The organism is Streptomyces sp. NPDC007907 (assembly GCF_042959365.1).
GTDB classification, from domain to species: domain Bacteria; phylum Actinomycetota; class Actinomycetes; order Streptomycetales; family Streptomycetaceae; genus Streptomyces; species Streptomyces indiaensis.
This window is the reverse complement of the sequence record NZ_JBIBKR010000009.1, coordinates 202,417-228,993: the sequence shown is the minus strand read 5'-3', so window position 1 is coordinate 228,993 and position 26,577 is coordinate 202,417. Positions and strand designations below refer to the sequence as shown.

Genomic DNA, 26,577 nt, shown 5'->3' with positions numbered 1-26,577 from the left:
CCGCTCGACGCGCCCTCCGGCGGCCTGCGAGCATCGCCGGCATGACCGACACACCGAGCCTGCCCGAGGGCTACGAGATCTCCACCGACCCCGCCCGCGTCGACCGTGAGCGCGTGCACCACTGGCTGTCCACCGACGCCTACTGGGCACTGGGGCGCCCCCGGGAGAAGCAGGACCTGGCGATCGACGGGTCGCTCAACTTCGGGGTGTTCGACACGGTCTCGGGGGAGCAGGTCGCCTACGCCCGGGTGATCACCGACCGGGCGACCTTCGCGTGGCTGTGTGACGTGTACGTCGATCCGTCGGTGCGCGGCAAGGGGGTCGGAAGCGCTCTCGTGGCCGCCGTGCGGGACGAGACGCGGTCGTACGGGGTGCGGCGGGTGCTGCTCGCCACCCATGACGCCCACGGGGTCTACGAGAAGATCGGGTTCGCCCCGCTGGAGCGCCCCGAGCACTGGATGGCGCTCATCTTCCACCAGTGAGGGTCGCGGCACCCTCGGTAACGCGTAGGTGACGCCTCTTGACCTGCGCACTTGCTGCGCTCACCATCACCGCATGCCACTTCGGGTCACCTTCGTCGCCGCCGCGCGCAGCTCTCCGCTGCTCGCCGAGCGTTTCGAGGACGACCGGCCGCTGGACCAGGCCGGCTGGGGCGAGGTGGAGCGCGTCGCCCGGGACCTGCTGCCGCTCGCCGCGGCCGAACTGCGCTACTGCTCGCCGACCCCGCGCAGCCGGGCGACGGGGGAGGGCCTCGGGTACGCGCCGCTGGTGCAGCTCGGCCTGCGCGACTGCGACATGGGCCGGTGGCGCGGGCTGACCCTGGGCGAGGCGATGGCCCGGGAGCCGGACGCCGTCGACGCCTGGCTGGCGGACCCCCGCGCCACCCCGCACGGGGGTGAGTCGCTGGTCGACTTCATCACCCGCGTCGGCGGCTGGCTGGACACCCGGCCCGTCGAGGACGGCTGCCGGGTGGTGGCGGTGGCGGAGCCCTCCGTGATCCGGGCGGCCCTGGTGTACGCCCTGAAGGCACCGCCGTCGACGTACTGGAACATCGACGTCCGCCCGCTGTCGACGACCGCCGTCACGGGCCGGGCGGGCCGCTGGAACCTGCGCCTGGACGGGGTGCCGGCTCAGCCCTCGCGCGCGTAGTCGGTCCGCAGGACCAGGTCCTTGGCGGGACCCCGGACGCGCCACACCGTCCGCCAGTGGTCGCTGTCGCGGACGGTGAACTCGCCGCGGTAGAGGTCCGCCGAGCAGGGATGGTCGGCGACGTGCCGTCCGGACGTCAGGTCCAGGTCGTGGAACGGCCGCCCGTCGGCGAACCGCACCTCCGCCGTGCCGCCCGGGCCCCGCAGGAACCGCAGGGTGCGCTCCGCGGGCCGGGCGACGCCCTGCCAGACGAAGGTGCCGGACTCGTGGTGCAGCAGCCCGCCGGGCGTCTCCTCCTCCGCACGGAACTCGGTGGTTCCGGCGAACTCCCCGTCCGCGCCGCTCGCCAGATCCCGCACCGACCGCGACACGCTCCAACGCCCGGCGAGATACGCCAGTACGTCCGGTACCGGCCAGAACTCCCCCATCCTGCCTCGCTCTCCGTGCCGGCCGTCGCGTGCGGCCCATTGACGCGCATCCGCCCCCTCCCTATCTTGCCGTTCGAAGTGCTGATCAATGTCTGATATTTCGAACACCTCTAGCAGAGAGCCGCGGAGTATCCATGCCACGCACCGACGCCCGCACCCGAGGGAGACGGGGTCTCACGACCACCGCCCTTCTGACGGCGGCAGCCCTCGTACCGGCCCCCGCACACGCCGAGGACGTGACCGACTACGTGATCACCGTCGACCCGTCCGCCCGGGGCGCGAAGATCGACGACACGATGTACGGCGTCTTCTTCGAGGACATCAACCGCGCCGCCGACGGCGGTCTCTACGCCGAGCTCGTGCAGAACCGGTCCTTCGAGTACTCCACCGTCGACAACGGCTCCTACACGCCCCTGACCTCGTGGACGGCCGGCGGCACCGCCCAGGTCCTGAACGACGCCGGCCGCCTCAACGAGCGCAACCGCACCTACCTCTCCCTGGGCGCCGGTTCGTCCGTCACGAACTCCGGCTACAACACCGGCATCCGCGTCGAGCAGGGCAAGCGCTACGACTTCTCGGTGTGGGCCCGCGCCGCGAGCGGCAGCACCCTCACCGTCTCCCTGAAGGACGCCTCCGGCAGCCTGGCCACCGCCCGCCAGGTCGCCGTGCAGGGCGGCTGGGCCACGTACAAGGCCACGTTCACCGCGACCCGCACGAGCAACCGCGGCCGGCTCGCCGTCGCCTCGGCGAATGCCGCCGCCCTCGACGAGGTGTCGCTGTTCCCGCGCGAGACGTACAAGAACCAGCCGAACGGCCTGCGCAAGGACCTCGCCGAGAAGATCGCCGCGCTGAAGCCGGGCTTCGTGCGCTTCCCCGGCGGCTGCCTGGTCAACACCGGCTCCATGCAGGACTACAGCGGGGCTTCGAACTGGCAGCGCAAGCGCAGCTACCAGTGGAAGGACACCATAGGCCCGGTCGAGGAACGCGCCACCAACGCCAACTTCTGGGGCTACAACCAGAGCTACGGCCTCGGCTACTACGAGTACTTCCGCTTCTCCGAGGACATCGGCGCCATGCCGCTGCCCGTCGTCCCCGCCCTGGTCACCGGCTGCGGCCAGAACAAGGCCGTCGACGACGACGCGCTGCTCGGGCGGCACATCCAGGACACCCTCGACCTGATCGAGTTCGCCAACGGCCCGGCGACCTCCGAGTGGGGCAAGGTCCGCGCGGCGGATGGGCCACCCCAGGCCCTTCCACCTGACCCACATCGAGGTCGGCAACGAGGAGAACCTCCCCGAGGAGTTCTTCGCCCGCTTCCAGCAGTTCCGGGCCGCTGTCGAGGCGAAGTACCCGGACATCACCGTCATCTCCAACTCGGGCCCCGACGACTCGGGTTCCACCTTCGACACCGCCTGGCGGCTCAACCGCGACGCGAAGGTGGACATGGTCGACGAGCACTACTACAACAGCCCGAACTGGTTCCTGCGGAACAACGACCGCTACGACTCCTACGACAGGAACGGTCCCAAGGTCTTCCTCGGTGAGTACGCCTCCCAGGGCAACGCCTGGCAGAACGGCCTGTCCGAAGCCGCCTTCATGACCGGCCTGGAGCGCAACGCCGACGTCGTCAAGCTCGCCTCCTACGCCCCGTTGCTCGCCAACGAGGACTACGTGCAGTGGCGGCCGGACCTGATCTGGTTCAACAACCGGGCCTCCTGGAACTCGGCCGACTACGAGGTCCAGAAGCTGTTCATGAACAACGTCGGCGACCGTGTCGTGCCCTCGAGGGCCACGACCACGCCGAACGTGAGCGGGCCCATCACCGGTGCCGTCGGCCTGTCGACGTGGGCGACCGGCGCCGCGTACGACGACGTGAAGGTCACCTCGGCCGACGGCTCGACCCTGCTGAGCGACGACTTCTCCGGTGACGCCGCGCAGTGGAAGCACACCGGAACGGGCAGCTGGAGCATCCGGGACGGCCAGTACGTCCAGACCGACACCGCCGCCGAGAACACCATGGTGACGGCGGGCGACCCCGCCTGGAAGGACTACGACCTGCGGGTGAAGGCCACCAAGATGTCCGGCAAGGAGGGCTTCCTCGTCGCCTTCGGCGTGCAGGACACCGGCACCTACCACTGGTGGAACCTGGGCGGCTGGAACAACACCCGGTCCGCGGTCGAGCAGGCCGTCGACGGGGGCAAGAGCACCCTGATGGCGAAGGCCGGCTCGATCGAGACCGGCCGGGCCTACGACATCCACATCAAGGTACGCGGCCGCCAGGTCACCCTGTTCCTCGACGGCAAGGAGTGGGGCAGCTTCACCGACGACAAGCCGGCCGAGCCGTTCCGCCAGGTCGTCACCGAGGACGCCAAGTCCGGGGACCTGATCGTCAAGGTCGTCAACGCCCAGGCGGCCGAGGCCCGCACGGCCGTCGACCTGGGCGGCACGAAGGTCGCGTCCACCGCCCGCGTCACCACGCTGGCCGCCGACGAGGACGCCGTGAACACCGAGACGGAAACCCCGGTGACGCCGGTGACCTCCACGTTCCGCGGGGTGGCGAAGAAGTTCACCTACACCTTCCCCGCCCACTCCGTGACGTTCCTGCGGATCAAACAGAGGTGACATCCCGCCGCGCGGCCACCGTCCCCGGGGCGGTGGCCGCGCGGCGCCGTCACCGCGTGCGGCCGGAACCATGGGCGGGGCCGTCGGCAGTGCCGTCACCGCGTGCGTGTCACCTGCCCGACTTCCGTCCGGGGACCGTCGGCAGCACCTTCTCCGCGACCCGCGGCAGCACCGCGTCGTCCGGCACCACTCCGTCCGCGCGCCACAGGGTGACGTCGAGGGAGCCCCCGCGGTCCTCCGCGTCCCGTGCCACGGTCACGGCCCGGGCCGGAACGCCGGGGCCCGCTGTCGACGTCCTCGCCGTGGAGCCGGAAACTGATGCTGATGGTGCGGGTCGAGTAGAGCACCCCCGGTCGGCCCAGCACCTTCTGCGGAGCGGCGTCCCTCCCGAGCAGCGTTTCCGAGCCGGCCACCGCAAGGCCGTCGTAGGTCGCCGAGAGCGTCACGGCGAACGTCTCGAACACGACCTGAGCCTGCGGGGTGGCGATCTTCCCGATGGAACTGCCGCTGCCGGAGGCCGTCTTCGCGATCTCCGCCGGCGTGCCCAGCAGGGCGGCCAGGTCGGACCGGTTCAGCGCCTCGCACAGCTGCGCGCCGGAGAGGTGCCTGCCCTTCGCGGCGAGGTCCCGCCCCCGGGGCAGGCGGCCGGCCTCGGCTCGCTGCTCTCCTCGGACGACGTCCGCGCGAGGCCCCAGAAGCCGGCACCGAGCGCCCCACCAGTGCCACCGCCGCGAGCGCCTGCCCCGCGCGTTCGCGCTCGTCACGGGCGCGTCGATCTCCCCGGTCATGTTCCCCCACCCACCGTCGTCCCGGAGATGCGCCCGCGGACCTTAACCTGTGGTCATGGTCAGGACAAAGCCGGATTCCCGGACCGGCAGCGGCGAACGCGCCACCCCTGCATGGGATTGCATAAACGTGCAGCGAAACGTATAGTCATGCCCTCTAAGGAGGAGGTTCCATGGCGGTGCGTGCGGCAGTGGCCGGAGCGAGCGGATATGCGGGCGGGGAACTGCTGCGTCTGCTCCTGACCCACCCCGAGGTCGAGATCGGTGCCCTGACCGGCAACTCGAACGCGGGACAGAGGCTCGGTGCGCTCCAGCCGCACCTGCTGCCCCTGGCCGGCCAGGTCCTCCAGGAGACCACCCCGGACGTGCTCACCGGCCACGACGTCGTCTTCCTCGCGCTGCCGCACGGCCAGTCGGCCGCCGTCGCCGAGCAGCTCGGCCCGGACGTGCTCGTGATCGACATGGGCGCCGACTTCCGCCTGACGGACGCCGCCGCCTGGGAGCGGTTCTACGGCTCCCCGCACGCCGGCACCTGGCCCTACGGCCTCCCCGAACTGCCGGGCGCCCGCGCCGCGCTGGAGGGGTCCAAGCGCGTCGCGGTGCCCGGGTGCTACCCCACCGCCGTCTCCCTCGCCCTCTTCCCCGCGTACGCGGCGGGCCTGGCCGAACCCGAGGCCGTGATCGTCGCCGCGTCCGGCACCTCCGGCGCGGGCAAGGCGCCCAAGCCGCATCTGCTGGGCAGCGAGGTCATGGGGTCGATGTCCCCCTACGGAGTCGGCGGCGTGCACCGGCACACCCCCGAGATCACCCAGAACCTCAGCGCGGCGGCGGGGAAGCCGGTCTCCGTGTCCTTCACGCCGACCCTCGCGCCGATGCCCCGCGGCATCCTCGCCACGTGCAGCGCCAAGGCCGCCGACGGCGTCACGGGCGAGTCGCTGCGCGCCGCCTACGACAAGGCCTTCGCCGACGAACCGTTCGTGCACCTGCTCCCCGAGGGCCAGTGGCCCGCCACGGCGTCCGTCCACGGTTCGAACGCCGTTCAGGTGCAGGTCGCGTACGACGCGGACGCCGGGCGGATCATCGTGATCAGCGCCATCGACAACCTCACCAAGGGCACCGCGGGCGGTGCCGTCCAGAGCATGAACATCGCCCTGGGTCTCGACGAGACCACCGGACTGACGACGATCGGAGTTGCGCCGTGAGTGTGACGGCAGCAAAGGGATTCACGGCGGCGGGCATCGCCGCCGGGATCAAGGAGAACGGCAACCCCGACCTGGCCCTCGTGGTCAACACCGGCCCCCGCCGCGCCGCCGCGGGCGTCTTCACCTCCAACCGAGTGAAGGCCGCCCCGGTCCTGTGGTCCGAGCAGGTACTGAAGAGCGGCCAGGTGTCCGCCGTCGTCCTCAACTCCGGCGGCGCCAACGCCTGTACGGGCCCCAAGGGCTTCCAGGACACCCACGCGACCGCCGAGAAGGCCGCCGAGGTCCTCGGCCGGGGCGCCATCGAGGTGGCCGTCTGCTCCACCGGCCTCATCGGCGTCCTGCTCCCCATGGACAAGCTGCTCCCGGGCATCGAGACGGCCGCCGGGTCCCTGAGCGAGCACGGCGGGGAGAAGGCCGCCATCGCCATCAAGACCACCGACACCGTCCACAAGACGTCCGTCGTCACCCGGGACGGCTGGACGGTCGGCGGCATGGCCAAGGGCGCGGGCATGCTCGCCCCCGGCCTCGCCACCATGCTCGTCGTCCTCACCACCGACGCGGCCCTGGAGAACGACGTCCTGGACAAGGCCCTGCGCGCCGCCACCCGCACGACCTTCGACCGGGTCGACTCCGACGGCTGCATGTCCACCAACGACACCGTGCTGCTGCTCGCCTCCGGCTCCGCCGGAGTCACCCCGGAGTACGAGGAGTTCGCCGAGGCCGTGCGGCAGGTCTGCGACGACCTCGGACAGCAGCTCATCCGGGACGCCGAGGGCGCCAGCAAGGACATCAAGATCGAGGTGGTGGGCGCCGCGACCGAGGACGACGCCGTCGAGGTGGGCCGCTCCATCGCCCGCAACAACCTCCTCAAGTGCGCCATCCACGGCGAGGACCCCAACTGGGGCCGCGTGCTGTCCGCGATCGGCACCACGCAGGCGGCCTTCGAACCGGATCGGCTGAACGTCGCCATCAACGGCGTGTGGGTCTGCAAGAACGGCGGCGTGGGCGAGGACCGCGACAAGGTCGACATGCGCTACCGCGAGGTGCACATCGTCGCCGACCTCGCCGCCGGGTCCGAGACCGCCACCATCTGGACCAACGACCTCACCGCCGACTACGTCCACGAGAACAGCGCCTACAGCTCATGAGCACTCCGACCCGCAAGCACACCGCGCTGCCCAAGGCGCAGATCCTCATCGAGGCCCTGCCCTGGCTGGTCCGGCACAACGGCAAGACGGTCGTCATCAAGTTCGGCGGCAACGCCATGATCGACGAGGACCTCAAGGCGGCCTTCGCCCAGGACGTGGTGTTCCTGCACCACGCCGGCCTCAAGCCCGTCGTCGTGCACGGCGGCGGCCCGCAGATCAGCGCCGCCCTCGACCAGCACGGCGTCGTCAGCGAGTTCAAGGCCGGCCTGCGGGTGACCACCGAGGACGCCATGGACGTCGTACGAATGGTGCTGGCCGGGCAGGTCCAGCGGGAACTGGTCGGGCTGCTCAACCAGCACGGGCCGCTCGCCGTGGGCCTGACCGGCGAGGACGCCCACACCATCACCGCCACCAAGCACCAGCCCGAGATCGACGGCGAGCTGGTCGACATCGGGCGGGTGGGCGAGATCACCGCGATCGACACCGGCGCGATCGAGGCCCTGCTCGCCGACGGCCGCATCCCGGTCGTCTCCTCGATCGCCCGGAGCCAGGACGACGGACATGTCTACAACGTCAATGCTGATACGGCGGCTGCGGCACTCGCTGCTGCACTGGACGCCGAAACCCTCATGGTCCTCACGGACGTCGAGGGCCTTTACGAGGACTGGCCACACAGCGACGAGGTGATCAGCCGCCTCACCGCCGCCGAGCTGGAGCGGCTGCTGCCGGACCTGTCGTCCGGCATGGTGCCGAAGATGGAGGGCTGCCTGCACGCCGTACGCAACGGCGTCACCACCGCCCGCGTCATCGACGGCCGGGTCCAGCACTCGATCCTGCTGGAGATCTTCACCGACGAGGGCATCGGCACGATGGTCGTGCCCGACGAGCAGGAGGGGGACGCCGCATGACCGCCCACCAGGAGTACGCCGAGCGGTGGCAGGGCGCGCTCATGAACAACTACGGCACCCCGCTGCTGCCCCTGGCACGCGGCGCGGGCACCCAGGTGTGGGACGCCGACGGCAACGCGTACCTCGACTTCGTCGGCGGCATCGCCACCAACGCCCTCGGCCACGCCCACCCGGCGGTCGTCGAGGCCGTCACCCGGCAGATCGGCTCCCTGGGCCACATCTCCAACTTCTTCATGGCCGAGCCGACCGTCGCCCTCGCCGAACGGCTGCTCACCCTGTTCGGCCGGGACGGCAAGGTCTTCTTCTGCAACTCCGGCGCCGAGGCCAACGAGGCCGCCTTCAAGATCGGCCGGCTGACCGGCCGGACCCACATCGTCGCCACCGAGGGCGCCTTCCACGGGCGGACCATGGGCGCCCTGGCGCTCACCGGCCAGGCCGGCAAGCGCGAGCCGTTCCTGCCGCTGCCCGGCGACGTCACCCACGTGCCGTTCGGAGACGCGCAGGCCCTGGCCGCGGCGGTGACGGACGAGACCGCGCTCGTCGTCCTGGAACCGATCCAGGGCGAGCTCGGCGTGGTCGTCCCGCCCGCCGGATACCTCAAGGCGGCCCGGGCCATCACGGCCGCGACCGGGGCGCTCCTCGTCCTGGACGAGGTGCAGACCGGCATCGGCCGGACCGGGCACTGGTTCGAGTACCAGGCCCACGAGGGCGTCCTGCCCGACGTGGTCACCCTCGCCAAGCAGCTCGGCGGCGGGCTGCCGCTCGGCGCGACCGTCGCCTTCGGGCGCGCGGCCGACCTGCTCCGGCCCGGCCAGCACGGCACGACCTTCGGTGGCAATCCCGTGGCCTGCGCCGCCGGGCTCGCCGTCCTCGACACCATCGAGAACGAGGGGTTGCTGGAGAACGTCAAGCGGCAGAGCGAGAGATTGCGGGACGGAATCGAGGGCCTCGGCCATCCGTTGATCGATTTCGTCCGGGGTACGGGACTCCTCCTGGGTATCGTGCTCACCGAGCCGCTCGCGCCGCAGGTGCGCCAGGCGGCTCAGGAGGCCGGATTCCTGGTGAACGCGCCCGCCCCCGACGTCGTCCGGCTGATGCCGCCGCTGAACCTCCGCGACGACGAGGCGGACGCGTTCCTCGGGGCGCTGCCCGGCATCCTCCAGGCAGTCAGCGGGGACGGACGATCCGGGGAATGAGACGACGATGAGCCAGGCGCAGGACAACGAGCAGCCGGGGGCGAACGGGCCCGCCGTGCCGCAGACCCGCACCGCCCGCCACCGCCGGATCGTGGACATCCTCAACCGGCAGCCGGTCCGGTCGCAGAGCCAGCTGGCGAAGCTGCTCGCCGACGACGGGCTGAGCGTCACGCAGGCGACGCTCAGCCGGGACCTGGACGAGCTGAACGCGGTGAAGATCCGCAATGCCGACGGCGACCTGATCTACGCGGTGCCCAGCGAGGGCGGGTTCCGCACGCCCCGGGCACCGCTGGGCGGTTCGGCGAAGGAGGAGCGGATGCGGCGGCTCTCGCAGGAGCTGCTGATCTCCGCGGAGGCCTCGGCGAACCTCGTGGTCCTGCGGACGCCTCCGGGGGCGGCGCAGTTCCTGGCCTCGGCGATCGACCAGGCCGAGCTGCACGACATCCTGGGGACGATCGCGGGTGACGACACGCTGATGCTGATCAGCAGGGACCCGACGGGTGGGCAGGCCCTGGCCGACCATTTGCTGAGGCTGGCCCAGAACGGTCACTGAGCGCCGTGGGGGAGCGGGGCGGGTGTCCGTGTGCGGGTGCGCTGTGGCTGGTCGCGCAGTTCCCTGCGGCCCTGAGGGGTGTGCCCCCGGCTGGATGTGCGGTGGGGGTGCGTTGTGGCTGGTCGCGCAGTTCCCCGCGCCCCTGGGTCGGCCCCGCGCTGCCAGGGGCGGCGCCCTCTCAAGGAGAGCGGCGCCCCGCTACGCTCTGAGCTGCGGGGCATGCGTGCCGCTAGGGGCGGCACGGGTGGGCGTGGGGGTCCCCCCTGCTCGAACGAAGCCGAGAGCTTGGGGGAGGCACCCCGTTTCGCCGGGCTGCGTAACGCCCCGCCCCCAGCCCCAGCTCAGCCCAGCCTCGCCGCCAACCCCCCGGTGCAGCGCACCTCGTCGCCGGCAGTGATCAGCAGTGCCTCGACACCCGGCAGCGACTCCAGCCACGCCAGCCCCTCCCGCGACCCCATCGCGAACGCCGCCGTGGCCCAGCAGTCCACCCACGTCAGCCGGGGCCCCACCACCGTCACGGAGACCAGGTCCGTCACGGCGGAACGACCCGTTCGAGGATCGACGATGTGGTCTCCCCGCTCCGCCGTACCGGACGTGGCCACGGACAGCTCCGACACCCCGGCCGCCGAGACCACCGCCGCCAGGCCGCCCGGCCGCAACGGGTCGGACACCCCCACGCGCCACGGCCGCTGCCCACCCGGTGTCCCGAGCAACTGCACATCGCCGCCGCCGTTGAGATTCACCCCGCACACCCCGGGCACCTCCGCCAGCCGCCGCGCCGCCCGTTCGACCGCCCAGCCCTTCACGATGCCGGTCGGATCGAGGCGGCCCTGGTACGACGTGCTGAACCAGCCGTGACTGAGCCGCTCCGCCTCCGCGGCCAGTTCCAGCACCTCGGCGACCTCGGGATCGCACTGCGCGACACTCACCTCACCGCGCTGCAGCCGCGAGATCTGACTGTCCTCGCGGTACGTGCTGAACACCGCGTCCACCCGGTGCAGCCCGGCCACGGCCTCGTCCAGGGCCGCACGCACGGCGGCCGGTTCCCCGCCGCGGACGTCGAAGGAGAAGACGGTCCCCATCGTCTCCTCGGCATGACGTACCGCGGCGGGAGCCTGTGCGGAGTCGGCCACCGTCTCAGCCACCGGCCTGGTCCAGCGCCGACTGGAGGGACTTCTTGTAGCCGGCGCTGGTGTACGTGGCTCCGGAGACGGCGTCGATGTCGGCGCTTCCGGCCGCGACGGCCGCCTGGTTGAGGCGGGGGACGGAGGAGGAGGTGATCTGGTCGCTGCGGCCGCCCTTGGGTGCCTGCACGGCCTCGGCCTTGGTGATCTTCCCGCCGGCCACGGTCACCCGCACCTGCACCGGCCCGTACTGCGTCTGCGCCACACTGCCGGTGAGCGTCTGCGTCGCCGCCTGACCGCCCCCGGACCCCGCCGCCTGACCGCCCCCGGACCCCGCCGCCTGACCGCCCCCCGAACCCGACGCCTGAGAGGAACCGCCCCCGGCCGGGGCCTTGTCCAGGGCCGACTGGAGGGACTTCTTGTAGCCGGCGCTGGTGTACGTGGCTCCGGAGACGGCGTCGATGTCGGCGCTTCCGGCCGCGACGGCCGCCTGGTTGAGGCGGGGGACGGAGGAGGAGGTGATCTGGTCGCTGCGGCCGCCCTTGGGTGCCTGCACGGCCTCGGCCTTGGTGATCTTCCCGCCGGCCACGGTCACCCGCACCTGCACCGGCCCGTACTGCGTCTGCGCCACATCGCCGGTCAGCGTCTGCGCGCCGCCCGCCCCCTGCTGGGCCCCGCCCGACGCCTTCGCCTTGTCCAGCGCCGACTGGAGGGACTTCTTGTAGCCGGCGCTGGTGTACGTCGCCCCGGAGACCGCGTCGATGTCCGCGCTCTGCGCCGCGACCACCGCCTGGTTCAGCCGCGGCACCGAACTGGCCGTGATCTGGTCGCTGCGGCCGCCCTTGGGTGCCTGGACCGCCTCGGCCTGGGTGATCTTGCCGTTGTTCATCGTCAGGCGGACCTGCACGGCGCCGTACTGCGTCTGCGCCGCGTCACCGGTGACCGCTCCGTTCACACCGCCCTGCGGTGCCTGCCCGGCCGCCGCGGGCGGAGCCTGCCCCGCCGCCTGGGCCGACCCCGGGTCGGAGGCCGGCTTGAGGGACAGCAGCAGCACGATCCCGGAGACGGTGGCTGCGCCGGCGAGCACGGCACGCCGGACGGGGTGAGACTTCCTCATCGTTTCCCAAACTCCTGAAGGGCCGTTGGTGTCCCGTCGCTCACATCTCGAACGACTCGTGATGGATACGGCGGGCGGGTACTCCCGCGCCGCGCAGTGCCTCGTAGACCGACTGCGCGAAGCCGGGCGGCCCGCACATGAAGACGTCGTGGTCGCCGATGTCCGGGATCTTGCGCTGGAGGGACTCCGCCGAGATGTCGGGGCGCTCGCCTTCCGGGCTGTTGACCGCGTACATCAGCCGCGCGCCGCGCTCGTCGGCGATCTTGGCGAGTTCGCCCCACAACGCCAGGTCCTGGGTGGTGTTGGCCCGGTACAGCAGGGTGATGTCGCCGGACGCGCCCGGCAGCGTCTCGAACAGCGCCCGCATCGGGGTGATGCCGACACCGCCCGCGACCAGCAGCACCTTGCCGCGGCTGCGCCGCTGCGCGGTCATCGCGCCGTACGGGCCCTCGGCCCACACCTTGGTGCCGGGCTCGAGGTCGCGCAGCCGGGAGGTGTGGTCACCGATCGCCTTGACCGTGATCCGCAGCATGTCCGGGCGGGGCGCCGCCGACAGCGAGTACGGGTGCGAACTGAAGCGCATGCCCGGTGCCTTGAACCGCCAGCGGAAGAAGTGCCCGGCCTCCGCGCCCATCCGGTGCAGCTTGCGCCCACTGATCAGCACGGACACGATCCCCGGCGTCTCCTCGATGACCGCCGCGACCCGCATCCGGTGACGCAGGTTCAACCGGATCGGGGTGAGGATCCGGTACCAGAGGACCAGCGCGGTCACCACGCCGTACAGCCCGTACCAGAAGGTCTTCGCGGCCGGCTCGACGGCGAACTCGTTGCCGGTCGTGATCTGGTGCCAGAACGTCATGTACACCGACGCGTACGTGAGCAGGTGCACGTGGTACCAGGTGTCGTAGCCGATCAGGCGCCGCACCCCGCCGATCGACAGGATCCCGATGAGGAACAGCAGGCCCGTGCCGATGGCGGCCTTGCCCATGTCCGGCAGCTGGTTGACGGAGTCCACCGTCTGCTGGACGACGTCACCGAGCCCCTTGCCCGCCTGGAGCGCGTAGCCCCACATGGTGAGGAAGACGTGGGCCAGCACCAGACAGAGCGTGTAGCGGCCGGTCATCGCGTGCCAGCGCGCCACCCGGTCGGTCCCCACCCGGCGCTCCAGCGCGGGCACCCGGGCCATCTGGAGCACCACGAGCGCCATGAGGTACCCGGCGAGCAGACCGGTGATCCGGCCCGCGGCCAGGATCTTGCTCGTGTTGTCGGCGAGGGACGGCGTGTTGTCCCACCACAGCCACAGCACGGCCGCCGCACCGGCCCACAGGGCGATCAGCAGCGGGACGGCGGGTGAGCGGCGCGGGCGGATGCGGCGCATCGTCTGGCGGCGGGCGGCACGTCCGCCTGCGAGCGTGGTGGTCACGGTTCCTCCGTGGGGACTTGACCCTTGGCCCACACATACGTGCCGGGGCACGGGAGCGTTCAGCCGCGCGCCGACTCGGGCACGAACAGGAGTGACCGTTGGTAACACTCACACGGTCGGCGCCCCCGTCACACGCGGGTGACGGCCGTGCTCCCGCTCCGCGTGCCCACGGCGATGTGCGGCCGCCGCGCGGGGTCGGCCCAGACGAGGATCCGCCGCATCGCCTCCCCGGGCACCGACACACAACCGGCGGTCGCCCCCCGCCCGTTGACGTGGAGGAAGATGCCCGCGCCGCGCCCCCGCACCGGACGCTTGTAGTTGAAGCCGACGACGAGCGCGTGCGCGTACTGCGTCGCGTAGCCGATCAGGTGCTCGGACTCGGCGGCCCGGCAGTCCGCCGCGCGCGGCTCGGTCCAGCGGTTGTAGGAGCGGGAGTCGTTGTCCTGGCACCACCAGGAGTCCTGGTGCACCCGTCGGTAGGGGTACGCCGTCCCGCGCGGCGCCGCCTCGATCCCGAAGGCGTACGGCAGGTCGTAGAGGCCGGTCGGTGTGGTGTTCGTGCCCTGCGTGCGGCCGGCGCCCGCGACGAGCCCGTTCGCTCCGAAGCGGGCGGGCGCGGAACCCCGCTTCACCCAGCGCCCGCCCGAGCGGTCCCACCAGGTGACGGTCCCCGTCGTCGAGGCCCGCGTCGGGGCCACCGCGGTGATGAGCTGGGTGCCGCCGCCGGTGTGGGCCATCCGCGCGGGCAAGGGCGGCGGGGGCGCGGGCGGCCCGGCACCGAGCACGATCAGAGAGGAGACGGCGAGGGCGACGGCACCGGGGCGCATGCCTCAGACCGTAGAGGGCGGCAGCGGCAACGGCAGCCCGGGTAGTCCGTCCAGGCTGCTGGCGATGTGCTCCTTCCTGCTGAAGTAGGCGCTGAGGGACGCGTCGTCCTCCCGGGCGAAGCGCTTTCCGTGCAGGTCCCGCTCCTCCTCGTACGTCATGAAGGGAACCGCGTAACCGCAGGTGTCGCGGATGAGTTCGGCGGTGACGACGATGATCGCGCGCAGGCCGTGCCGCGCCGGGTCGATGTCGGGGAAGCGCCCGAGCAGCTCTCCGAAGCGGGGGTCGTCACGGAAGACCGGCTCGCCCCTGCCGTGCACGCGCACGATGTTCGGCGGGCCCTGGAAAGCACACCACATCAGCGTGATCCGCCCGTTCTCCCGCAGGTGGGCGATGGTCTCGGCGTTGGAGCCGGCGAAGTCGAGGTAGGCCACGGTGTGCTCGTCCAGCACCGCGAACGAGCCCTTGAGGCCCTTGGGGGAGAGGTTGACCGTACCGTCCGCCGCCAGGGGCGCGGTGGCGGTGAAGAAGACCGGCTGCCCCTCGATGAACGTGCGGAGTCGGCCGTCTATGCGCTCATGAGTCTTTCCCATGTCGAACGATTATGGCCGTGAACCTTTCGAGCGTCTAAGGAATTGCGGGGTCCGGTCACCTCGGCCGGACCCCGCGGGCAGGCGTCGTCCATGGCCGCCCCGGCCGGCGCTCCCGCGGGGCGGCCACAGCGCCTGTCACCTCACTTGTTGAGGGTGCACGCGGCCAGGGCCTCCAGGCCCTGCGGCTTGGCGGCGGTCCGTCCGATGGCGGTGGCGATGCGGTTGACGGTCGAGACGCGCTTGTCCTTGAGGGGGCCGAGGATGGCGTTCTGGACGAAGTTGGGGCCGCCCTGGCCGACGGTGTCGACCAGACGCTTGTTGGCCTCCTGGATCTGCGTGTTGAGCAGGGTGAGGTTGCGGTCGACCTCGGCCTTGGCGGAGGCGGGCACGGCCGGGAGCTTGGAGCGGACGTCCGGGCAGGTGATCGTGCCGGCACCGGCGTTACCGGCGTTCCCCGGATTGCCGACGTTGCCCGCGTTCCCTGCATTGCCGGCGCTGCTCGCGTTGCCGCCCGCCTGCGGCTTGCCGGCCGCGCCGCCGCCCGCGTTGGTACCCGCGCCGTTCAGCGTGCAGGCGGCCAGGGCCTCCAGGCCCTGCGGCTTGGCGGCGGTCCGTCCGATGGCGGTGGCGATGCGGTTGACGGTCGAGACGCGCTTGTCCTTGAGGGGGCCGAGGATGGCGTTCTGGACGAAGTTGGGGCCGCCCTGGCCGACGGTGTCGACCAGACGCTTGTTGGCCTCCTGGATCTGCGTGTTGAGCAGGGTGAGGTTGCGGTCGACCTCGGCCTTGGCGGAGGCGGGCACGGCCGGGAGCTTGGAGCGGACGTCCGGGCAGGTGATCGTGCCCGGCCCGGCCAGCGTCCGGGCGTTCTCGGCGCCGCTGTCGGGCGTCTCCCCGGCGAGGGCGAAGCCGGCGATCACCGTGCCGGACAGTGCCACCGCGGCGGCGCCGCCGATGAACGTGACGCGACGCTTGTTGTACTTCGGAAGAGCCCTGGACATGCGGATGCCTCACTAGGGGTCGTGGTGTCATCGGTGTCGTAACGCGGCGCCTGCGTTCGGCGAGAGGTACGAGTAAGCGGTTTCTCGCGTTCAAAGGATCTTCAAATTGCTCTCACGTGGCCGGAAACCGCCTGCCGGCCCTGCTGGATTGACGAATCATGCAGAAGTCTGCATACTCATGCATGACGGTGAGGCACATCCACCCCCCTTGAGGAGCGCAGCAGGTGAGCAGCAACAGCGGTGACGTCCGGCTCTGGGGCGGCCGGTTCGCCGACGGTCCCGCCGAGGCCCTGGCGAAGCTGTCCGCGTCCGTCCACTTCGACTGGCGGCTCGCGCCGTACGACATCGCCGGTTCGCGTGCCCACGCGCGCGTGCTGCACAAGGCGGGCCTGCTCACGGAGGACGAGCTGACTCGCATGATCGCCGGCCTCGACCAGCTGGAGGCGGACGTCGCCGACGGCTCGTTCGTGGGCACCATCGCCGACGAGGACGTCCACACCGCCCTGGAGCGCGGCCTCCTGGAGCGCCTCGGCGCCGGCCTCGGCGGCAAGCTGCGCGCGGGCCGCTCCCGCAACGACCAGGTCGCGACCCTCTTCCGCATGTACCTGCGTGACCACGCCCGGATCGTCGGCGGCCTGATCGCCGAGCTCCAGGACGCGCTGATCGGTCTGGCCGAGGCCCACCCCGACGTGGCGATGCCCGGCCGCACGCACCTCCAGCACGCCCAGCCCGTCCTCTTCGCCCACCACGTCCTGGCCCACGTCCAGTCCCTCTCGCGGGACGCGGAGCGGCTGCGCCAGTGGGACGCGCGGACCGCGGTCTCGCCCTACGGCTCGGGCGCCCTGGCGGGTTCCTCCCTCGGGCTGGACCCGGAGGCCGTGGCGGAGGACCTCGGTTTTGAACACGGCTCGGCCGGCAACTCCATCGACGGCACGGCCTCCCGGGACTTCGTCGCCGAGTTCGCCTTCATCACGGCGATGATCGGCGTCAACCTCTCCCGGATCGCCGAGGAGGTCATCATCTGGAACACGAAGGAGTTCTCCTTCGTGACCCTGCACGACGCCTTCTCGACGGGCTCGTCGATCATGCCGCAGAAGAAGAACCCGGACATCGCCGAGTTGGCCCGGGGCAAGTCGGGCCGCCTGATCGGCAACCTCACGGGCCTGATGGCCACGCTCAAGGCGCTCCCGCTCGCGTACAACCGCGACCTCCAGGAGGACAAGGAGCCGGTCTTCGACTCCATCGACCAGCTGGAGATCCTGCTCCCGGCCTTCACCGGCATGATGGCCACCCTCACCGTCCACCGCGAGCGCATGGAGGAACTGGCCCCGGCCGGCTTCTCCCTCGCCACGGACATCGCCGAGTGGCTGGTGAAGCAGGGCGTGCCGTTCCGGGTGGCCCACGAGGTCGCGGGCGAGTGCGTGAAGGTCGCCGAGGCCGAGGGCAAGGAACTGGACGAGCTCACCGACGAGCAGTTCGCCAAGATCTCCGCCCACCTCACCCCCGAGGTCCGCACGGTCCTCAACGTCCCCGGCGCCCTGGCCTCCCGCAACGGCAGGGGCGGCACGGCCCCGAGCGCGGTCGCCGTCCAGCTGGCGGAGGTGAAGGCCGACGTGGCGGCCCAGCACGAGTGGGCGGTGGCCAGGAAGCAGGCCTGAGGGGCACGCCCCCTCAGGGGCGCGGGGCTGTACCGATGTGCGGCTCCGCCGCGTGGGCGCGAACAAGCGAAGACGACCCGCACTCGCCGAAACACCGCAACGGCCGAGCTCCGAGGCGAAGGTCATCGCGGGTACGTTGGTCGGAAGCCGTACCGGAGCCGACCGAACGGAGCCCGCGATGCCCTTCGCCCGCCTGGCCACTGCGACCACCCCCACCTGCCACATCGGCCTCGGCCTCGCCGCCGTAGGGCGCCCGGGCTACATCAACCTCGGCCGGGACGAAGACCTCGGAGAAGACCGGAGCGTCGAGACGCTCCGCACCCGCACGCACGAACTCCTCGACGCCGCCTACGCCCAGGGCGTCCGCTACTTCGACGTGGCCCGCTCCTACGGCCGCTCCGAGGAGTTCCTCGCCGACTGGCTGAAGGACAGGCCCGGCCTCGACGACATCGTCGTAGGCAGCAAGTGGGGCTACACGTACACCGCCGACTGGTCCACCGACGCCGAGAAGCACGAGGTCAAGGACCACAGCCTCGCCACCTACGAACGCCAGCGCGCCGAGAGCGACGCCCTGCTCGGCGACCGGCTCGACCTCTACCAGATCCACTCGGTGACCCCGGACAGTCCGGCCCTCACCGACAAGGAGCTGCACGCGAAGCTCGCGGAGGCCGCCGCGCAGGGCCTCACCGTCGGGTTCTCCACCAGCGGCCCCACCCAGGCGGACGCGATCCGTGCCGCCCTCGCGGTGACGGTCGACGGCGAACCCCTCTTCCGTACCGTGCAGTCCACGTACAACGCGCTGGAGACCTCCGCCGCGCCCGCCCTCGCCGAGGCCCACGACGCCGGACTCACCGTGATCGTCAAGGAGGGCATGGCCAACGGCCGGCTCGCCGGACCGCACGCCCCCGGCGCCCTGCGGGAGATCGCCGACCGGACCGGGCTGGGCTGCGACGCCGTCGCCCTGGCCGTCATCCTCCGGCAGCCCTGGGCCGGTGTCGTCCTCTCCGGTGCCGCCACCACCAACCAGCTCGCCTCGAACCTGCACGCGGCGGTCGTCGACCTCGACGACGACCAGCTGACCCGCCTCGCCGCGCTGGTGGAGGAGCCGCACGCCTACTGGCAGCGGCGGGCACAGCTGCCCTGGCACTGATCACACCGGCACCGCACCACCACGGCAGTGGTGAGTCACGCATGCCCCGCGTGAGACATTCGTGTCTCATATGGGTTAGGCTTGTCTCATGGCTGTCGACCCTGAGCACGTGCTGCGCGCCGCCGCCGCCCTGCTGACCCGCAAATCCACCGCGACCATGGACGAGGTCGCCAAGGCCGCCGGGATCAGCCGGGCCACGCTGCACCGACACTTCGCCGGACGCGATGCCCTCGTCCGGGCACTGGAGGCGCTCGGCATCGCGGAGTGCGAGGCGGCGCTGGACGTGGCCCGGCTCGACGAGGGCACGGCGAGCGAGGCGGTCCGCCGCCTGGTCGGGGCCATGGAGCCCGCCGCCGGACTGCTCGCGTTCCTCTACACCGAGAACCAGCTGTTCGAGGGCGAGGGCCAGAACGCCGGCTGGGCCACGATCGACGACCGGATCTCCGGCCTGTTCCGCCGCGGCCAGCTCGGCGGCGAGTTCCGCATCGACCTCACGCCCGCGTGGCTCACCGAGGCGCTCTACGGCCTCATGGCCTCCGGCGCCTGGATGGTGCACAGCGGCAAGGGCGCACCCAAGGACTTCCAGCACATGATCGTCGAGCTGCTGCTCGGCGGCGCACTCAGGAGAGAGGAATCATGACCAGCACCCTGCAGGCGGCGGAGACGACCGAGGCGGTGAAGCGCCCGGGCCGCTGGCTCGCGCTCGGCGTCCTCGTGCTCGCCGTGCTGCTGGTGGCCGTCGACGCGACCGTCCTCGGTCTCGCGACCCCCTACATCAGCGAGGACCTCAAGCCCTCCGGCACCCAGCTGCTGTGGATCGGCGACGTGTACTCGTTCGTCATCGCCGGTCTGCTCGTGTCCATGGGCAGCCTCGGCGACCGGATCGGCCGCAAGCGGATCCTGCTGGTCGGGGCCACGGCGTTCGGCGCGATATCCGTCGTCAACGCCTACGCCGGCACGCCCGAGATGATGATCGCCGCACGGGCGCTGCTCGGCGTCGCCGGAGCGACCCTCATGCCGGCGACGCTCGCCCTGATCCGCAACCTCTTCCACGACCCGCGCGAACGCAGCCTCGCCGTCGGCATCTGGGGCGCCACCGCCTCCGCGGGTACGGCGGTCGGTCCGATCGTCGGCGGGTTCCTGCTGGAGCACTTCTGGTGGGGTTCGGTCTTCCTGATCAACCTGCCCGTGATGGCCGTCCTGGTCCTCGTCGGCATCAAGCTGCTGCCCGAGTCGCGCACCGCGAACCCCGGCCCCTGGGACCTGGTCAGCGTCGTGCTGTCGCTGGTCGGCATGATCGGCGTCGTGTACGCGATCAAGGAGGCCGCCACCCACGGCTTCGGCTGGAGCACCCTGGCGGCGGGCCTGCTGGGCGCGGCCGCCCTGTACGGATTCGTACGCCGTCAGCTCAGGCTGCCCGCCCCGCTGCTGGACATGCGGCTGTTCCGGCACCGCGGCTTCAGCGGGGCGGTGCTGGCCGATCTGCTGACCATCCTCGGCCTGTCCGGGCTGGTGTTCTTCCTGTCCCAGTACCTGCAACTCGTCCAGGGCAGGGGGCCGTTCGAGGCCGGGCTCGCCGAACTGCCCGCAGCCGTCGGTGCGGTGGTGGCCGGACTGGTCGCGGGGCGTGCGGCCCGGCGCTTCTCGGTGCGGGCCGTGGTCTCCGGGGGCCTCGCGGCGATCGGCGCCGCGCTGGCCGTGCTGACCGTGCTCGGCCAGTCCACCGGCTACCCGCTGCTCGGGGCGGCGCTGCTGGTGGTCGGTGTCGGGGCCGGCTTCTCGTTCACCGTGACCGCCGACGTGATCCTCTCCAGTGTGCCCAAGGAGCACGCGGGCTCCGCGTCCGCCGTGTCCGAGACGGCGTACGAACTCGGTGCGGCACTCGGTATCGCCGCGCTGGGCTCCATCGTCACCGGCGTCTACCGCGACTTCACCGGCCCGACGGGCACACCGGCCGCGGCCCACGAGTCACTGGGCGGCGCGGTGGAGTCGGCGGCGCACATGCCGGCCCACAGCGCCGAGGCGATGCTGGAAGCGGCCCGTACGTCCTTCGTCGACGGCCTGGCCCTGGCAGCCGGCGCCGGCGCCGCGGTCCTCCTGGCGGCAGCGGTGGCGGCCTGGTTCCTGCTGAGGGGCCAGAACCTGGAAGACAGCGAACCGACCCACCATTAAGAACCACGCCCCAAAGGGGCGCGGGGAACTACGCGAACCGGGCACGGGGGGTCCAACCCCACAACGCCCGGGGAGCGAGGCCCAAAGGGGCGCGGGGAACTGCGCGAACCGGGCACGGGGTGTTACCCCACAACGCCCGGGGAGCAATGCCCCAAAGGGGCGCGGGGGACTGCGCGACGAGCCCCCACAACCCGCAGCCGCCGACGAACCGGTCCCCCCGACCCCACCCGCGCCCCGAAGAACCTACGCCGCTTCTTTCGCCTTGCTCGCGTACATGTCCACGTACTCCTGCCCCGACAACCGCATCACCTCGGCCATCACCGAGTCCGTCACGGCTCGCAGTACATAGCGATCCCGGTCCATCCCCTCGTACCGGGAGAACTCCATCGCCTCACCGAACCGCACCGTGACCTTCCCCGGCCGGGGCAGCCCCGCCCCACCCGGCTGCAGCTTGTCCGTACCGATCATGGCGAACGGCACCACCGGCGCCCCCGTCATCAGGGTCAGCCGGGCGATCCCCGTCCGCCCCCGGTACAGCCGCCCGTCGGGCGACCGCGTCCCCTCGGGGTAGATCCCGAAGACCCGGCCTTCCTCCAGCACCCGCCGGCCGGTCATCAGCGCGGCGACACCGCCCCGCCCACCGTCCCGGTCGACCGGGATCATGCCGACACCGGTGAAGAACCAGGCCATCAGCCGCCCCTTGACCCCCTTCCCGGTCACGTACTCGTCCTTGCCGATGAAGAAGACCTGACGGTCGCAGACCAGCGGCAGGATCATCGAGTCGATGAACGTCAGGTGGTTGCCGGCCAGGATGACAGGGCCGTCGCCGGGAATGTGCTCCGCACCCTCCACCTGTGGGCGGAACATCAGGCGCATGATCGGGCCGAGCACTGCCTTGATGAGCGCGAAGCGGGACAACGGACCCTCCGGTGTCAAGGGGTTCTGTATGAGTCTGTGCAGGTGAGGACGATACTCGTGGCCCCGGTCATCGCGCACATCGGGCACGGCGACTTCACCGATGCCTTACGCACTGTTGACGCGTGTTTACCTGCGGTGGTGCACGGCCGACGGTACGTAACGCGACCGACATGCTGTGACGCACATCGCCCCGGAGCCCACCGCACGCGTTCCCAGAACGGCACGCCCGAATCGAACATGATGCGACGAGCCATCAACTCATGCTCCTCACCAGGCACTACGACATCCCGCGTCACCCGCGTGTTCCACCCCGGGTCTCCCACCGGTCATGTACGCGCCCCTACGATCGGCCCGCACGGACGAGCCGCGACGGCAGGAAGGGCGCTCATGGGAACGCAGGAGTCGAACGAAGAAACGAGCGGTACGGGACGGCGGGCCCTGCTCGGCGCCGCGGTGCTCGGGGCGGGCGGAGCGGTCCTCGGCATGGCCGGCACGGCCCGCGCCGACGGAGCCCGGCACGGTGGCGGCGGATTCAAGAGCCTGCCCAAGCCGACGATCATCGGCCACCGCGGCGCCAGTGGCTACCGCCCCGAGCACACCTTCGGTTCGTACCAGCTCGCCCTCGACCTGGGTGCCGACATCGTCGAGGCGGGCGACCTGGTGCCCACCAAGGACGGGCACCTGGTCTGCCGTCACGAGCCGGAGATCGGCGGCACCACGGACGTCGCCGACCACCCCGAGTTCGCCGACCGCAAGACGACCAAGCTGCTCGACGGCGTCTCCACCACCGGCTGGTTCACCGAGGACTTCACGCTCGCCGAGCTGAAGACCCTGCGCGCGGTCGAGCGCATCCCGGCCAACCGCCCGCACAACACCCTCTACAACGGCCGCTGGGAGATCCCCACCTTCGACGAGGTCCTCAGGTGGCAGGACGAACAGACCCGCAAGCGCGGCAAGCAGGTGTGGATCTACCCCGAGCTGAAGCACCCCACCTACTTCCGCAAGCAGGGTCTGCCCCTGGAGGAGCGGGTCGCCAGGCTGCTGCGCACCTACCGCAAGGACCGGCGCAGCTCCCCGGTCATCCTCCAGTCCTTCGAGCCGACCAGCATCCAGCGCTTGCACAAGATCGTCGACAATCCGCTGGTCGTCCTGCTGTCCTCGGCCGGCTCCCGCCCCTGGGACTTCGTCGAGACCGGCGACCCGCGCACGGTCGCCGACCTGGTCAAGCCGGCCGGCCTTCGTGAGATCGCCTCCTACGCCCAGGGCATCGGCCCGACCCTGGACCTGGTCGTCCCGCGCGACGCCCAGGGCAGGCTCACCACGCCGACGACCCTGGTCGCCGACGCGCACCGGGTCGGTCTCGTCCTGCACCCGTACACCATGCGCAACGAGAACCCCTTCCTGCCCGCGGACTTCCGCAAGGGCACGGACGCGGACGCCTACGGTGACGTCTTCGGCGCCTACAAGGCGTACTTCGCGACCGGCATCGACGGCGTCTTCACCGACCAGCCCGACACGGGTCTGCTGGCCCGGGAGGACTTCAAGGGCTGACCCCCGTCAACAGCCGGGGCCACACCCCCCGGTCGAGTGAGCTTCGGCCGCCCGGGCAACCCGCCGCCCGGGCGGCCGCGTCGCTCCGCATATGACGCACGACCTGGTCACCGCCCTGCGCCCGCTGCTCACCGCGGAGGCCTGCGCGGAGGCACATTTCAGCGGAACCGAGCCGGGTGATCTGGAGCAGGCGGTCTGGCTCCGCCTGCTGGAGCGCCTCGACGCGGAGGACCCGCCGCTCGACCCCGAGCAGTGGCTGCGCCGCGCCGTCCGCTCCGAGGTGCGCCGCACCCGCCGCAGGCACCGCCTCGAACGGCCGTACGCCGGTGAACCGGTCGACGACCAGGACCCCGACCCCGAACAGCTCGCCCTCACGGCGGCCCGTGGCCGGGCCCTGCGTGAGGCGGTGCGCCGCCTCCCGGGCCGCTGCCCCCGGCTCATGGAGGCCCTGCTCTCGCCTGAGGACCTGACATACCGGGAAATCGCAGGGGAGTTGGGTATCTCACAGGGGAGTCTTGGCCCGGAACGTTCCAGATGCCTGGGATGTCTCAGGAGATTGCTGTCGCCGGAGGTTGCGGCCCGCTGAGGACGGGGATAGGAGTGGGGACGACAGGTGATCAGATGAGCGGGAGGCGTGCGCACATGGGCATGAGCGTGATCATCTCTGCGGCGGCCGAGCAGGACGCGGAGCAGATCTTCAGGCTGCAGTACCTGTGCTTCCAGTCGGAGGCGGCGCTGTACGGGAACTACCGCATCGACCCGCTCGTCCAAAGCCTCGACTCGGTCCGCGAGGAGGTCACCCGCGACTGCGTCTTCGTGGCCCGGCTCGGCGAGGAGGTCGTCGGCTCGGTCCGCGGCTCCGTCACCGAGGACGGCGCCGCCGCGATCGGCAAGCTCTGCGTCCACCCGCGCCTCCAGGGACACGGCATCGGAGCCCGCCTCCTCCGGGCCGCCGAGTCGGCCCTCGCCGACCAGCACGGCGCCACACGCTTCCGTCTCCACACGGGCCACCGCAGCGAGGGCAACCTCCGCCTCTACCGCAAGGTCGGCTACGAGACGGTGGGCAGGTCCCAGGGCGCCGACGGCGTACCGATGATCATCCTGGAGAAGCCGGCCGGCACCTACGCGGCGACAGCTTGATCCGCCCCTTCAGGGGCTCGGGGAACTGCGCGAACGACCCCCACACGGTCCGCGGCCGCCTGACGGACCTCAGGCGGCATCCTCCTTGGGCGCACCCTTGCGCAGCCAGTAGATGGCGGACAACGGCAAGAGCACGGGAATGAAGAGGTACCCCATCCCGAAGTCCGACCACACCGTCGCGTCCGGGAAGGCGGACGGCTCGACCAGGGTCCAGGTCCCCACCGTCAGCACCCCCACCAATTCGGCGACACAGCACGCGAGGGCGACCCTCCGCGCCGTCTCCCCACCCCGCACCAGCGTGTACGTGATGAACCCGTACACGACACCCGCCACGGCCGACAGCGAGTACGCCAGCGGCGCGCGGTCGAACTCCGTCGCGATCTGATACGCGGACCGCGACACCGCTCCCACGACCATCACGCCGTACAGCCACACCAGCAGCGTGCCCGGTCCGCTGATCAGCCGGCGCCGGCTCACCTCAGCCTCCCCAGATGTCATAGAGACGCACCTCCAGCACCGCCAGCACCACACCACCGGCGGCCACCGTCACGGAACCCCACCGGGTCCGCTCGGCCAGCGACATGAACCCCGCCGCCGGGACACACGCGAACGCCCCCAGCAGATACGCCACGAAGATCGTCGTGCCCTGCTCCGGCTTCTCGCCCTGCGCGAGCAGCACGATCCCCACGACCAACTGGATCAGCGACAGCAGGGTGACCACGGCCATCCCGATGAAGTGCCAGTCCTTCGTCGGCTGGTCGCGGTAGGCCGCCCAGCCGCACCAGGCGGCGAGCAGCAGCGCGGCGACGCCGGTCACCAGCGTCAGGGCATTCAGCATGCAGCGACCTTATTACGGCCGAAAAGGCCCCCTGCGTCCGGCCCTGGCCTGCACCGTAGGGTCGAGGGCATGACGATCCACGCCCGGGCCCTGCTGTTCGACAACGACGGAACCCTCGTCTCCTCCCTCGCCTCGGTGGACCGCTGCTGGACGCGGTGGGCCGAGGAGTACGGGATCACGGCCGAGGCGTTCGCACGCATCGAACTGCACGGCCGGCCGGCCGCCGAGATAGCCGCCGACCTGCTGCCCGCCGAGGTCGTACCGGCCGCCGTCGCGCGGATCGAGGATCTGGAGGTGGCGGACGTGCCCCACGGCGGCGTGCGGCTGCTGCCGGGCACCCGGGCCTTCCTCGACGCGCTGCCCGCCGAATGCTGGGCCGTCGTCACCTCGGCCACCCGGCGTCTGGCCGAGGCCCGGCTCGACGCCGTCGGCATCCTGCCCAAGACGCTCGTCGCCGCCGACGACATCACCCGCGGCAAGCCCGACCCGGAGCCCTACCTGCTCGCGGCCCGCACCCTCGGCGTCGACCCCGCGCACTGCGTCGTCTTCGAGGACGCCCCCGCGGGCCTGGCGGCCGGGCGCGCCGCGGGCATGACCACCGTGGCGTTGACCACAACCCACCAGGCCCACGAACTCCGTGCCGATCTGGTCGTCGAGAACCTGTCGGCCCTGTCCGCGCTGGTCACCGAGCAGGGCGTGGAGATCTCCGTGTGCCGCTGACGGCCCCGGATTCCGTCCACCGCTGTCCAGCATGCGGACAGCGGAGGGTTGGTCAGGACCGTACGCATGTTTTACTGACGACATGACCACGACGAGCGACCGCATCCCCGCGACCGAGGCGACCCTGACGCCCGGTGCTCGTTGTATGTGTCGAATGTGCGCCTTCTAGAGGGCCCCTGCACCACCCCTGAGCTCGCGCCCCGAAGCGAGACGCGGCCCGTCCGCACGCCCTGAGCGCTGCGTGACCCGAGGCCGCCCCGCGCACATGTTTCTCCCGGTTCCACTCTTCAGCGAGAACCGTGTCGCGTCCCTGACCGAATGCACCTGTGCCCGGGCACACCCACGCCCGCGCACTC

General features: G+C 71.3%; 26 protein-coding genes and 2 pseudogenes. 16 read left to right on the top strand and 12 right to left on the bottom strand.

The features are described 5' to 3' along the window. Positions 1–41 precede the first annotated feature (41 nt). Complete coding sequence (locus ACFZDI_RS32730) at positions 42–482, top strand: GNAT family N-acetyltransferase (RefSeq protein WP_234847298.1); 441 nt, start codon at positions 42–44, stop codon at positions 480–482. Between the two features lie 73 nt (positions 483–555). After that, a complete protein-coding gene (locus tag ACFZDI_RS32725; protein WP_234847299.1) occupies positions 556–1,149 on the top strand; it encodes a histidine phosphatase family protein in 594 nt (197 codons plus the stop codon). On the opposite strand, the gene ACFZDI_RS32720 is transcribed toward ACFZDI_RS32725, so the two are convergent. Further along, positions 1,131–1,577 (bottom strand): DUF6314 family protein, encoded by a 447-nt coding sequence (locus ACFZDI_RS32720; RefSeq protein ID WP_391255566.1) that lies wholly within the window; start codon positions 1,575–1,577, stop codon positions 1,131–1,133. The genes ACFZDI_RS32725 and ACFZDI_RS32720 overlap by 19 nt on opposite strands. Before the next feature lie 134 nt (positions 1,578–1,711). On the opposite strand from ACFZDI_RS32720, the pseudogene ACFZDI_RS32715 reads away from it, so the two are divergent. Next, positions 1,712–4,199: pseudogene (locus ACFZDI_RS32715) on the top strand (alpha-L-arabinofuranosidase C-terminal domain-containing protein). Between the two features lie 109 nt (positions 4,200–4,308). On the opposite strand, the gene ACFZDI_RS32710 reads toward ACFZDI_RS32715, so the two are convergent. Together ACFZDI_RS32710 and ACFZDI_RS32705 are read right to left on the bottom strand one after the other, a co-directional pair. Beyond that, positions 4,309–4,458, bottom strand: a complete 150-nt coding sequence (locus ACFZDI_RS32710) for a hypothetical protein (RefSeq protein ID WP_391255977.1) — start codon at positions 4,456–4,458, stop codon at positions 4,309–4,311. 184 nt (positions 4,459–4,642) lie between these two features. Further along, a pseudogene (locus ACFZDI_RS32705) lies at positions 4,643–4,987 on the bottom strand (DUF6215 domain-containing protein); the annotation flags it as partial. 170 nt (positions 4,988–5,157) lie between these two features. On the opposite strand from ACFZDI_RS32705, the gene argC reads away from it, so the two are divergent. Genes argC through ACFZDI_RS32680 form a run of 5 tightly spaced genes read left to right on the top strand, consistent with a single transcriptional unit; the run spans position 5,158 to position 9,991 of the window. After that, positions 5,158–6,186 (top strand): N-acetyl-gamma-glutamyl-phosphate reductase, encoded by a 1,029-nt coding sequence (gene argC, locus ACFZDI_RS32700; protein ID WP_391255563.1) that lies wholly within the window; start codon positions 5,158–5,160, stop codon positions 6,184–6,186. Beyond that, positions 6,183–7,334: a bifunctional glutamate N-acetyltransferase/amino-acid acetyltransferase ArgJ gene (gene argJ / locus ACFZDI_RS32695; RefSeq protein ID WP_234847304.1), complete on the top strand. Its 1,152-nt coding sequence runs from the start codon at positions 6,183–6,185 to the stop codon at positions 7,332–7,334. The genes argC and argJ overlap by 4 nt, the downstream gene beginning before the upstream one ends. Then, positions 7,331–8,242, top strand: a complete 912-nt coding sequence (gene argB, locus ACFZDI_RS32690; RefSeq protein WP_391255559.1) for an acetylglutamate kinase — start codon at positions 7,331–7,333, stop codon at positions 8,240–8,242. The genes argJ and argB overlap by 4 nt, the downstream gene beginning before the upstream one ends. Then, positions 8,239–9,438 (top strand): acetylornithine transaminase, encoded by a 1,200-nt coding sequence (locus ACFZDI_RS32685; protein ID WP_391255556.1) that lies wholly within the window; start codon positions 8,239–8,241, stop codon positions 9,436–9,438. The genes argB and ACFZDI_RS32685 overlap by 4 nt, the downstream gene beginning before the upstream one ends. A 7-nt stretch (positions 9,439–9,445) precedes the next feature. Further along, positions 9,446–9,991, top strand: coding sequence for an arginine repressor (locus ACFZDI_RS32680; RefSeq protein ID WP_234847307.1), 546 nt, complete (start codon positions 9,446–9,448; stop codon positions 9,989–9,991). A gap of 341 nt (positions 9,992–10,332) precedes the next feature. Here ACFZDI_RS32680 and ACFZDI_RS32675 read toward each other — a convergent pair whose 3' ends face one another. The 6 genes from ACFZDI_RS32675 to ACFZDI_RS32650 form a co-directional block, all read right to left on the bottom strand. Beyond that, positions 10,333–11,136, bottom strand: coding sequence for an FAD:protein FMN transferase (locus tag ACFZDI_RS32675; protein WP_234847308.1), 804 nt, complete (start codon positions 11,134–11,136; stop codon positions 10,333–10,335). Beyond that, positions 11,129–12,232 carry an FMN-binding protein gene (locus ACFZDI_RS32670; protein WP_391255552.1) on the bottom strand — a complete coding sequence of 368 codons (1,104 nt, stop codon included), beginning with the start codon at positions 12,230–12,232 and terminating at the stop codon, positions 11,129–11,131. Before ACFZDI_RS32670 ends, ACFZDI_RS32675 begins: the two co-directional genes overlap by 8 nt. A gap of 40 nt (positions 12,233–12,272) precedes the next feature. Beyond that, entirely contained in the window at positions 12,273–13,655 is a 1,383-nt protein-coding gene (locus tag ACFZDI_RS32665) for a ferric reductase-like transmembrane domain-containing protein (RefSeq protein ID WP_234847310.1), read from the bottom strand. Positions 13,656–13,783: 128 nt separating this feature from the next. Then, the gene (locus ACFZDI_RS32660) at positions 13,784–14,482 is read right to left on the bottom strand and encodes a L,D-transpeptidase family protein (protein ID WP_391255548.1); all 699 of its coding nucleotides are present in this window, start codon (positions 14,480–14,482) and stop codon (positions 13,784–13,786) included. A gap of 3 nt (positions 14,483–14,485) precedes the next feature. Then, entirely contained in the window at positions 14,486–15,073 is a 588-nt protein-coding gene (locus ACFZDI_RS32655; RefSeq protein WP_391255545.1) for a pyridoxamine 5'-phosphate oxidase family protein, read from the bottom strand. A gap of 140 nt (positions 15,074–15,213) precedes the next feature. Then, positions 15,214–16,074 carry a hypothetical protein gene (locus tag ACFZDI_RS32650; RefSeq protein ID WP_391255543.1) on the bottom strand — a complete coding sequence of 287 codons (861 nt, stop codon included), beginning with the start codon at positions 16,072–16,074 and terminating at the stop codon, positions 15,214–15,216. 224 nt (positions 16,075–16,298) lie between these two features. Here ACFZDI_RS32650 and argH point away from each other — a divergent pair, with 224 nt between their 5' ends. The 4 genes from argH (at position 16,299) to ACFZDI_RS32630 (ending at position 21,054) form a co-directional block, all read left to right on the top strand. Then, positions 16,299–17,732 (top strand): argininosuccinate lyase, encoded by a 1,434-nt coding sequence (argH, locus tag ACFZDI_RS32645; RefSeq protein WP_391255542.1) that lies wholly within the window; start codon positions 16,299–16,301, stop codon positions 17,730–17,732. 178 nt (positions 17,733–17,910) lie between these two features. After that, a complete protein-coding gene (locus tag ACFZDI_RS32640) occupies positions 17,911–18,882 on the top strand; it encodes an aldo/keto reductase (RefSeq protein WP_391255540.1) in 972 nt (323 codons plus the stop codon). A gap of 88 nt (positions 18,883–18,970) precedes the next feature. Next, positions 18,971–19,522: a TetR family transcriptional regulator gene (locus ACFZDI_RS32635; RefSeq protein ID WP_391255537.1), complete on the top strand. Its 552-nt coding sequence runs from the start codon at positions 18,971–18,973 to the stop codon at positions 19,520–19,522. Then, entirely contained in the window at positions 19,519–21,054 is a 1,536-nt protein-coding gene (locus tag ACFZDI_RS32630) for an MFS transporter (protein ID WP_391255534.1), read from the top strand. Before ACFZDI_RS32635 ends, ACFZDI_RS32630 begins: the two co-directional genes overlap by 4 nt. Positions 21,055–21,297: 243 nt before the next feature. Here ACFZDI_RS32630 and ACFZDI_RS32625 read toward each other — a convergent pair whose 3' ends face one another. Further along, positions 21,298–21,972, bottom strand: a complete 675-nt coding sequence (locus tag ACFZDI_RS32625) for a 1-acyl-sn-glycerol-3-phosphate acyltransferase (RefSeq protein WP_234847318.1) — start codon at positions 21,970–21,972, stop codon at positions 21,298–21,300. Positions 21,973–22,359: 387 nt separating this feature from the next. On the opposite strand from ACFZDI_RS32625, the gene ACFZDI_RS32620 reads away from it, so the two are divergent. From ACFZDI_RS32620 to ACFZDI_RS32610, 3 genes are all read left to right on the top strand, one after another. Next, positions 22,360–23,523 carry a glycerophosphodiester phosphodiesterase family protein gene (locus ACFZDI_RS32620; protein WP_391255529.1) on the top strand — a complete coding sequence of 388 codons (1,164 nt, stop codon included), beginning with the start codon at positions 22,360–22,362 and terminating at the stop codon, positions 23,521–23,523. Positions 23,524–23,614: 91 nt separating this feature from the next. Then, positions 23,615–24,109 (top strand): RNA polymerase sigma factor, encoded by a 495-nt coding sequence (locus ACFZDI_RS32615; RefSeq protein ID WP_234847320.1) that lies wholly within the window; start codon positions 23,615–23,617, stop codon positions 24,107–24,109. 56 nt (positions 24,110–24,165) lie between these two features. After that, entirely contained in the window at positions 24,166–24,663 is a 498-nt protein-coding gene (locus ACFZDI_RS32610; RefSeq protein WP_234847331.1) for a GNAT family N-acetyltransferase, read from the top strand. Positions 24,664–24,732: 69 nt separating this feature from the next. Here the strand turns inward: ACFZDI_RS32610 and ACFZDI_RS32605 are convergent, their stop codons facing one another. Together ACFZDI_RS32605 and ACFZDI_RS32600 are read right to left on the bottom strand one after the other, a co-directional pair. Then, positions 24,733–25,161 (bottom strand): hypothetical protein, encoded by a 429-nt coding sequence (locus ACFZDI_RS32605; RefSeq protein WP_391255527.1) that lies wholly within the window; start codon positions 25,159–25,161, stop codon positions 24,733–24,735. Next, positions 25,142–25,501, bottom strand: coding sequence for a hypothetical protein (locus tag ACFZDI_RS32600; RefSeq protein WP_234847322.1), 360 nt, complete (start codon positions 25,499–25,501; stop codon positions 25,142–25,144). The genes ACFZDI_RS32605 and ACFZDI_RS32600 overlap by 20 nt, the downstream gene beginning before the upstream one ends. 69 nt (positions 25,502–25,570) lie before the next feature. Here ACFZDI_RS32600 and ACFZDI_RS32595 point away from each other — a divergent pair, with 69 nt between their 5' ends. Continuing rightward, entirely contained in the window at positions 25,571–26,221 is a 651-nt protein-coding gene (locus tag ACFZDI_RS32595; protein ID WP_391255524.1) for an HAD-IA family hydrolase, read from the top strand. The last annotated feature ends 356 nt before the right edge of the window (positions 26,222–26,577 follow it).

What these genes read in the sequence shown, in the direction of transcription:
- ACFZDI_RS32730 (WP_234847298.1), top strand. Translation starts at nt 42, where the DNA reads ATGACCGACACACCGAGCCTGCCCGAGGGCTACGAGATCTCCACCGAC.
- ACFZDI_RS32725 (WP_234847299.1), top strand. Translation starts at nt 556, where the DNA reads ATGCCACTTCGGGTCACCTTCGTCGCCGCCGCGCGCAGCTCTCCGCTG.
- ACFZDI_RS32720 (WP_391255566.1), bottom strand. Translation starts at nt 1,577, where the DNA reads ATGGGGGAGTTCTGGCCGGTACCGGACGTACTGGCGTATCTCGCCGGG.
- argC (WP_391255563.1), top strand. Translation starts at nt 5,158, where the DNA reads ATGGCGGTGCGTGCGGCAGTGGCCGGAGCGAGCGGATATGCGGGCGGG.
- argB (WP_391255559.1), top strand. Translation starts at nt 7,331, where the DNA reads ATGAGCACTCCGACCCGCAAGCACACCGCGCTGCCCAAGGCGCAGATC.
- ACFZDI_RS32685 (WP_391255556.1), top strand. Translation starts at nt 8,239, where the DNA reads ATGACCGCCCACCAGGAGTACGCCGAGCGGTGGCAGGGCGCGCTCATG.
- ACFZDI_RS32680 (WP_234847307.1), top strand. Translation starts at nt 9,446, where the DNA reads ATGAGCCAGGCGCAGGACAACGAGCAGCCGGGGGCGAACGGGCCCGCC.
- ACFZDI_RS32670 (WP_391255552.1), bottom strand. Translation starts at nt 12,232, where the DNA reads ATGAGGAAGTCTCACCCCGTCCGGCGTGCCGTGCTCGCCGGCGCAGCC.
- ACFZDI_RS32660 (WP_391255548.1), bottom strand. Translation starts at nt 14,482, where the DNA reads ATGCGCCCCGGTGCCGTCGCCCTCGCCGTCTCCTCTCTGATCGTGCTC.
- ACFZDI_RS32655 (WP_391255545.1), bottom strand. Translation starts at nt 15,073, where the DNA reads ATGGGAAAGACTCATGAGCGCATAGACGGCCGACTCCGCACGTTCATC.
- ACFZDI_RS32650 (WP_391255543.1), bottom strand. Translation starts at nt 16,074, where the DNA reads ATGTCCAGGGCTCTTCCGAAGTACAACAAGCGTCGCGTCACGTTCATC.
- ACFZDI_RS32640 (WP_391255540.1), top strand. Translation starts at nt 17,911, where the DNA reads ATGCCCTTCGCCCGCCTGGCCACTGCGACCACCCCCACCTGCCACATC.
- ACFZDI_RS32635 (WP_391255537.1), top strand. Translation starts at nt 18,971, where the DNA reads ATGGCTGTCGACCCTGAGCACGTGCTGCGCGCCGCCGCCGCCCTGCTG.
- ACFZDI_RS32630 (WP_391255534.1), top strand. Translation starts at nt 19,519, where the DNA reads ATGACCAGCACCCTGCAGGCGGCGGAGACGACCGAGGCGGTGAAGCGC.
- ACFZDI_RS32620 (WP_391255529.1), top strand. Translation starts at nt 22,360, where the DNA reads ATGGGAACGCAGGAGTCGAACGAAGAAACGAGCGGTACGGGACGGCGG.
- ACFZDI_RS32615 (WP_234847320.1), top strand. Translation starts at nt 23,615, where the DNA reads ATGACGCACGACCTGGTCACCGCCCTGCGCCCGCTGCTCACCGCGGAG.
- ACFZDI_RS32610 (WP_234847331.1), top strand. Translation starts at nt 24,166, where the DNA reads ATGGGCATGAGCGTGATCATCTCTGCGGCGGCCGAGCAGGACGCGGAG.
- ACFZDI_RS32605 (WP_391255527.1), bottom strand. Translation starts at nt 25,161, where the DNA reads ATGACATCTGGGGAGGCTGAGGTGAGCCGGCGCCGGCTGATCAGCGGA.
- ACFZDI_RS32600 (WP_234847322.1), bottom strand. Translation starts at nt 25,501, where the DNA reads ATGCTGAATGCCCTGACGCTGGTGACCGGCGTCGCCGCGCTGCTGCTC.
- ACFZDI_RS32595 (WP_391255524.1), top strand. Translation starts at nt 25,571, where the DNA reads ATGACGATCCACGCCCGGGCCCTGCTGTTCGACAACGACGGAACCCTC.